Raw genomic sequence first — 7,441 nt, 5'->3', positions numbered from 1 at the left:
GAGATAGGTCTCCTTATGGTTAAATTTAGTAGCATCGACAACTACTAGATTACCAGACGGAGGCTTTTTTTTATACCAATTTTCAACATGGCTTCCTTTGCCCTATACTCTTGATGTATTTAGCCTCTATCAAGTCAAAACAATCGCCTAGAGCGCAGCGCAACTTCGGTGCCAACCAAACTATCAACCCGCGAAGCTACCAAACAGCTAAGCGATCGATAGATTAATCGGCACCGGCTCGTGCAAGCACTCCCCTATACTGGGGTTCCACCCCAGCCCCCGATCACAGCATCCCACTTTACATATTGAGCAAGCTGTTAAACCTGCTCTGACTGTCCTGACTTGTCCTGCTGGCGCTTGCGAGCTGCTGGTTTTGCCAACTTGTCCGCAAGCTGCTTGTTTTCTTCTTGGAGCTGAACGACCCGATCACGCAATATCTCTACCTGACCAGACAGACGCGCCTGCTCGATCTGCGCGATCGACAACTCTTCATTGGCCTGGTCACGCTGGCGATATGCGTCAACACGGAAACGCTCATGGTCTTGTGCAGCTGCTGCACTGACACGTTTAGCCTCGTCAAGCTGATCGCGCAAAGACTGGTTAAGCGTCTGCAACTCTACTATGCTCATAAGCTGCACTCTGTTCGACTCCGTGAGCTCGTCGATCTGCGTAGTGAAACGGTTAATATCCCGATGTGCAACTTCCAAACTACGCTGCAACTCATCGTTGCGCGCTGTCGCTACAGCCTCATCCATGCGCACTTGCTGCAACAAGTCACTCAGTAAATTTTTTTGGCCCTGCTCACCAAGCAACGACGTTTGCAGCTCTTCGATCTTGTTGCGCTGCTGCTCGACCTCCTCAACAAGACGATCAGCGAACGCAGCTGCCTCTTGCTGCTGCTGCTCCATCTGTTGCCGGACAGCCTCCATTGCCTCGCGCTCTGTTTTTAGACGCTCATTGGCGATCTGCTGTGCCAGTGCCCATATCTCACCCGACACACGGTCTACAAGCTCTGTGAGTGCCTCTGGTGCCGTCTCGCGGATCGGTGCAGCTGGTGCCTTGCGCTCAGCCCTCCAGTCTTTAAGCGCAGCGCTAATGGTAGTAAAACTGCCACCGCCGAGCCTCTCGCGCACAAGTACCTGTGTCGGCTCCTTACCTTCCGCAAAAATAGCCTCCGCTGCCGCCAAAATCTCTTCACGTCCTACACCTGGTCTTGCCATGCTCTCATCCTCATTTCGTATCGTATTGTATTTCGTATTTCATATTTTTATTATACAGTAAAATACGATACATTACAATACGATACGATACAATTCCGAAAAAATTTTCCTTTCCCGGTCAAACTACCCGGAAAACCTCAGCGATAGCTTGAAAAGTAATAACAGCAAGACACAGGAAAGCTTCCAAAAGCATCTATATCCCTCCTTTGTGCAAGTAAGTCGGCAACTTCTTTATCCCAAGCTCTTGATCAAACTTCTTGATCAAGTCTCTTTCCAGCTGGTTAAGCGTAAACAGAACCATATGGACCTGCCCACTTTTCACCTGTATACGCGCCATATCCAACTGATGCAGTATCGAAGCCCGCGGTGTCAGCATCCGTTCACCCCTTCAAAAACACTTGTTTTTCAACGTCATCTGCCCAAGAGTCATATGCATCTGCTACCGCTTGGTCAAAGATCGTAAAACCGCCTGCAAACCTATCACTTGTTTGCGGATTGATGCACTTCCACCAGATCAGCGGCCCCATCTTCTGCACCTTGTTTTCGAACTGCGTGACCCGGCGAAGCGGCACGGCAACGTCCTTCAAACTTTGCGCGGTATACCATAGGTCAACGCCTTTGTGCCTGTGTTGACGCCAATGTGCCATAACCTCGAACGGAATATCCTTCCAGAATCCCGCTGGCGCTACTAGACCTGCCTCATCGATCAGAATGACCGCGTCTCTCACATTAAAAAGCTCCGTGACCTGTGTCCATCTTTCCGCGCCTTTCAGAGGGTAATTCGCATAGACCTTGCGGCCTTTCCGCATTTTCTTCATCGCCAACCGTGTCATGAGATACGTTTTCCCTTGTCCCGGTAAACCTGTAAACGCCTCGATCATATCGCCTTTTCCTCCGCTTCCTCGTTCTTTTCCTCGAACATTTTCTTGTGATACCGTCGATCAAGCGCAACCGCCCGGTCATATTCCGCCTTTTCCTTCGCGATCTGCTCCGACTGGCTCACCATCTTGGCGATCCGCCGCGCCATCATCAAGTCCATAAGCTCTTGGTACTTACGTCCCAAGAAGAACGCCATGAAGAAACACACAACATACCCCATCACCCTGCACCCCTTATCAAATTGATTGTCCGAGTAATCCAGTAGTAAGCCGCCAGAACGATCTGCAACGCCACCCACAGACCCAGAACGATCAAAACTGTATCAACCGGCATTAACACATTCGCCTTGTCAAAATACGGCTTCAAAGCCGCTACATCGGCTGCAAGATCATGTGCCCACGAGAACCCCGGCAAAGCCGTTGCCATCGTGTTCAGCACATCCGATATACCATTTATCAAAAAGTCCACTACAACGCCTCCTACGCCTTCAGATGTGGCGTAAAACGATTGATCAGATACAACCCGAACATTATCCAGATGATCGCGTTTACCACAATCCTGATGATCGCTATCCACCCGAACTTCTCCATCTGCTCTTTCGTGAACAACTTGACCGTCACACCCTGCGTAATAGGCACGACGAACGTCAGATCAGTATCAGTCCCTGACATCAAATCAGGCAATTTGCCCTTACCAATGTCTGCCCCTTTGTTCGGCAGCTGTCCTCCGGTGTCCCCTCCCCCATAAGGATTACTGCCCGGGCTTGGCACAATTGGCGGCGGCATGTTGCTCGCTGCGTCTCCGATCGCTCCGCCGATCTGCGAACCAGCGGCACCAGCCGCGCCCGCACCCATCTTATCTGCAAGATTATTTAACGCATCCTTCAGACCGTCGATCGCCGCTTGACTCGGCGTAAAAAAATTCTGCATCATGTTCTGCAAATCGTTCAGCATATCTGGCCAGTTGATCACAAACACCGTGTAAGGCGGCGTCTGCTTTTGAATATTGCTTCGTGCCGACTCTACCCCATCCAACTCTTGCGTCACGTAATAGTAGATTGTGTCGCCGTTGTCGAGTCCGTTTATCTCCGTGATGCCCGAAGTTGCATCTGCTGTCCACGTCCGGATCACCGAATAAGTCTTATAGTCTGTAGATAAGTACAAGCGCAAGGTTGCGCCTGGTATCGCTTGATCGTACTTCACAATAAAACCGCCTGTTATCCAGTCCGCTTCAACCAGCACAGGTGGCTTAACAGTTGCAGCAAAACTCAAACTCGGTACCAGTAGCACAGCGAGGAAAAGCAAAAGGGCCAAGGCGTAAGGCTGCCGCCTTTTTAGCCTTGGGCCCTTCTTTGCTTCTCCTCTTGTGCTGAAGAGAGCGCCCAACATCATATTACTTGGCAGAGGACAGCCATTTTTTGAGCAAGCGCCACGTGTACATGCCGAGGATTACGATGATACCCAAGGCAACGGCTGCACCGATCACGACGATCGCGTACGTTCCTGCAGTACCGAACGAGTCAACCATACGCTGCATTACGCTGGTGCTGTCTGGCATCGTTGGCTCTGTCAATGTAGCACCTGCCGCATGTGATTCACCCTGCTGGAAAACCAAAGTCGCAGCCATCAAAAATGCGGCACTTGCTACCGCTTTGCTACGTTTTTTTACTGCATCCAGAAACTTTTTCATATGTCCTGATTCCTCCAATTATTTAGCTGCTCGCAGCCATTTTTTGAGTAAGCGCCATATATAAATACCGAGAATTCAATTATTCCAAGTGAAACCGCTGCACCGATCACAACCAGCGCATATGTACCAGCTGTACCAAATGAGTTGACCATCCTCTGAAAGATGTTCGTGCTATCTGGCGGCACTGGCGGTTGCAAAAAGTCCTTAACCAGTGTTTTAACAGTGGTCGATTGACTCACTCCATCGCTATCCGTTACTGTTACAGGATAGGAAGTATTTTTCGTCAGACCTTCCTTTTTGAAGCTCCGTTCGCTCGTTGTCGTTGAGGTACCAGCCCAGACAACTGTAAACGGGGCTTTTCCATTTTTCCAAGTGACTGTCGCACTGGTTGTCGTCGCAGTGTACGAAAGCTCACTCAAAACTGGCGGCGGCGGATCAAGCGTTTTGACCGTGATTATCTCACTCGCTGTCGCTCCACCAGTATTCACCGCGCGAATGTAGTATTGGTAACTGGTCGACGGTTGCTTATTCGCATCCTTAAAGGTCGTTGTATCTCCAGCAAGCGTTACTACCTTTACGCCATTCCGATATAACTCAATATTGCTTGCACCAGTTGCCGTAAAAGACAGATTCACCGTATCTTCCGTGACACTATCTGCCTTAATCGTCACATTAGATGGCGGCGGCGGTGGTGGCGGCGGATCGTTAGTCCTTACGGTAAGCGTTGAGCTATTCGCCGAACCAACTATGTTTATAGCTTTGATGTAAAAGTCATATGACGTTGAAGCCGTTAGCCCGCTGACCTTGTATGATGTTGCCGTGCCCGGAAACGTTACAAGCTTTGCACCGTTCTTGTACAACTCAATACTTGATGCATCAGTTGCAGAAAAGGTCAAATCAACAGTTGTTTCTGTCACCGTTCCTTTGCTGATCGTCACATTAGACGGCGGCGGCGGCGGCGGATCTTCATACAATTCGATTTCAGCCAAATTCGACCAGCTGCCAGAAGTCGAGACTAACTTCATGTTCGTTGCGTAGACTGGTGGATCAATCGTATAAGTCGCAGTCGGGACAGTATTTCCAGAAGCAAAAGTTTTCGAGTAGGTCAAAGTAGTACCATCGTACAACTCAAGCCTGATCGTACCGTTTGACGTATATAGGAAATATTGGGTAATCAGCTTTCGTGTTCCCCATGAATAACTACCCGTTCCGCCAAATGCCACTAAGGTTGCATTATCGCCATCAGTCGCATTTTTCGACGATCCGCTTTGCGTACTCCAGCCACCAATCACAGCATGATTTATTACTGGTTTTAACGTTGCCGCCTCAGCCTGTGAAGTGAATGAGAACAAGAGCAAAGCCATCAGCCACAAATAGCGGTGACGTAAGATTACAAAAATTTTCTTCACCTCCTTTCCAAGCCTTCAAGAACGAGCTTTAACCAGCCGATCACAAAGCCAGCAAAAAGAGATAACAGCAAAATTTCGCCAAACCATTCGGCTGCGCGTTCAATATCCATCATCCACGCCCCCCGAACCTCCTGCTTCTCTCAACCATGATCGAACCAGAACCCACATGGCGCTGAAAAATCCCATCGTGATCAATGTGAACAAAAGTTCTTCCACGCAATCCCCTCCCCTACCATCTTACGATATATACGCCCAGCATCACCGCCAGAAAAACAACGCCTATGCCGCAAATCGCGGTCAGTAGACTTTGATTGTCCGCTAATGCGTGTTGCAGCTTGTACATGTGATCGAGGTAGTCGATGAGCTGCGCTTGCTGCTGGATGATCGTATCCAGCTGCGCCGAGTAATCAACAGCAGGTGTCGTAGTCTCATCCATCTTTAAAAGTCATCAAAGCTCGATGAGCGCTCAATATGTGCTTCTGGGTCTATGATCATTTCATCCGCCACAAAGCCAGCTACAAACAGATTCAAATATCCATTTTTATTGGCGTTGACATCGCACACGAGCGTAATATCTTGATCTTTCTGAGGATTCAATCTTCCGTCCTCAAACATTGGATAGTACGCCTTATTCCCCACTTCTACTTTCAGCGTGTGAAACAGTTTTTTGCCCTCTTTCGGGGTACCTCTTTTCAGCCCTGTTACTTTTCCGCACAATACCATGGACATTTAACATTACCCTCTTTCCTATTTTCGTGGGAACGGGTTTTCTTAGTTAAGATTACTCGTTCGACAATAATCGTAAAAAAAAATGGGAGATTTAGCAAGTCCTACTTTCTCTATTTCCCCATTTTTTTAAAATAATCTGTCAAAAGGCGCTCGATTAGGTTGCTGTAATCACCATGTTCTCTTAACTTTTTTATCGTGGCTCCCTTTAGGCCAATCGTCAACGTTTGCTTTTTCTCGTCTTCTGGAAGCCTTGGTCTAGGCATAATCCCCTCCCAAATATCGACATTTTGAAACGAACGTATTCTAGCATAACAAAAAGACCGACTATCAAGTAGGACAGTCAGTCTCATTTTTTGCAGTAATACCTTATTGTCATCCCCTGTTTTCTTTCAACCACTCGCGAACGTGCTGCAAGTAAACATCATGATGACGCTCGATGAAATCGAAATCTTGATCGGTTAAAAGGTCATATCCCTCTTTCACGAGTTTCATCACGATTTCGCCAAACTGATCATGCGACGCTGTAGCCAACTGTGCCAACGTTTTCTTAACCGAGTTGTCCACCCACTTGTGCTTTTTAACCAAAGTATTCTCAGCTGGCTTAACCGTCAGCTTTAGCACCTCAGCTGCACCCAAAAACTTCTCCCACCATGGCTGAACTTTCCAACGTGCCTTGTTCGTATCTGATGGAGACTTAACCAGAAACTCTATGTAATTCCGCAAAATCCCGACTACCGCCTCGCCGATCTGTCCCTCACGATTCGAAAGAATTCCAGCCAGAACTGTTGCTCTCTCACGTCTAGTCTGAATCTCTGTTCGATTCCAACACTCCAGGGCGGCCAAAACCTCGAAACCCTTGCCGATTCGTTCCTCGCGTTTGTCGTAAAAACGAACCTGAATTTCTGACGACGGGCGTCCAAGGTACACTGTTTTTCCGTAATCGACCTCGTCATGAATGTCGATCTCTTCCATGATCCGTGCCTTTTTAAACCGACTCCGCACCTGACGCTTCTTCAAAATTCGAATCAGCTGCTCAATCGAAAAATAACCTTTGAAATCATCGATCGCCACATCAAGCCGTGTAAAATGCCCATTCAAATCCAGAGCCATCGCAAACAATTCATGCCAAGTAACACTCGAAGCCTCTTCAAACTCACGGCAGCCCTGACCAGAAAACTCGAAATGATAGTGGTCATTGCCTCCCCAGTAGAAAAACATATTGCCGTAATATAGGCCAGATTCCCACCCTTTTTTTCCAGCACATTCGATGAATTTTTCTTCTGGAAGACCAAAAGCGACAATTATTTCCCGTATGCCATATCTCGGCTCTTTCAAAGTGCAAGAAACCCAGTCGACAAGCGCGCTCAACCCCTCTTTAAACTCAGGGGCATTTGTATTTATAACCCCCCTGTTAGAGATGGGGGTTAACGGTGCTTCCGCATTATTTCCCAAAGAAAAATCTTTGTCAGAAGTTGCGACTTCCCAATCGTTCCACGAACCGTTATAATCAGACAT

Annotated in this window: 10 protein-coding genes; all 10 read right to left on the bottom strand. The window is 48.2% G+C overall.

Annotated features, from left to right (window positions below):
* Positions 1-317: 317 nt before the first annotated feature.
* A complete protein-coding gene (locus ACTID9_RS28720; RefSeq protein ID WP_441072825.1) occupies positions 318-1,220 on the bottom strand; it encodes a DNA-binding protein in 903 nt (300 codons plus the stop codon).
* A gap of 380 nt (positions 1,221-1,600) precedes the next feature.
* A complete protein-coding gene (locus ACTID9_RS28715) occupies positions 1,601-2,101 on the bottom strand; it encodes a zonular occludens toxin domain-containing protein (protein WP_441072823.1) in 501 nt (166 codons plus the stop codon).
* On the bottom strand, positions 2,098-2,319 hold the full coding sequence (locus tag ACTID9_RS28710) for a hypothetical protein (protein WP_441072821.1): 222 nt from the start codon (positions 2,317-2,319) through the stop codon (positions 2,098-2,100). Before ACTID9_RS28710 ends, ACTID9_RS28715 begins: the two co-directional genes overlap by 4 nt.
* Positions 2,319-2,567: a hypothetical protein gene (locus tag ACTID9_RS28705; protein WP_441072819.1), complete on the bottom strand. Its 249-nt coding sequence runs from the start codon at positions 2,565-2,567 to the stop codon at positions 2,319-2,321. The genes ACTID9_RS28710 and ACTID9_RS28705 overlap by 1 nt, the downstream gene beginning before the upstream one ends.
* Positions 2,568-2,578: 11 nt before the next feature.
* Positions 2,579-3,412 (bottom strand): hypothetical protein, encoded by an 834-nt coding sequence (locus ACTID9_RS28700; protein ID WP_441072817.1) that lies wholly within the window; start codon positions 3,410-3,412, stop codon positions 2,579-2,581.
* Positions 3,413-3,491: 79 nt separating this feature from the next.
* On the bottom strand, positions 3,492-3,788 hold the full coding sequence (locus ACTID9_RS28695) for a hypothetical protein (RefSeq protein ID WP_441072815.1): 297 nt from the start codon (positions 3,786-3,788) through the stop codon (positions 3,492-3,494).
* Positions 3,785-5,197, bottom strand: a complete 1,413-nt coding sequence (locus tag ACTID9_RS28690; RefSeq protein WP_441072813.1) for a fibronectin type III domain-containing protein — start codon at positions 5,195-5,197, stop codon at positions 3,785-3,787. The genes ACTID9_RS28695 and ACTID9_RS28690 overlap by 4 nt, the downstream gene beginning before the upstream one ends.
* Positions 5,198-5,426: 229 nt before the next feature.
* Positions 5,427-5,633 (bottom strand): hypothetical protein, encoded by a 207-nt coding sequence (locus ACTID9_RS28685; protein ID WP_441072811.1) that lies wholly within the window; start codon positions 5,631-5,633, stop codon positions 5,427-5,429.
* Positions 5,634-5,635: 2 nt separating this feature from the next.
* On the bottom strand, positions 5,636-5,926 hold the full coding sequence (locus ACTID9_RS28680) for a hypothetical protein (protein ID WP_441072809.1): 291 nt from the start codon (positions 5,924-5,926) through the stop codon (positions 5,636-5,638).
* A 372-nt stretch (positions 5,927-6,298) separates the two neighbouring features.
* A partial coding sequence (locus ACTID9_RS28675; protein ID WP_441072807.1) for a replication initiation factor domain-containing protein occupies positions 6,299-7,441 on the bottom strand: 1,143 nt, incomplete at its 5' end.

The sequence above is a fragment of the Brevibacillus fluminis genome (genome assembly GCF_052072235.1).
GTDB classification, from domain to species: Bacteria; Bacillota; Bacilli; order Brevibacillales; family Brevibacillaceae; genus Brevibacillus_D; species Brevibacillus_D fluminis_A.
The sequence above is the reverse complement of the archived record's forward strand: the minus strand, read 5'-3'. Positions and strand labels throughout refer to the sequence as shown.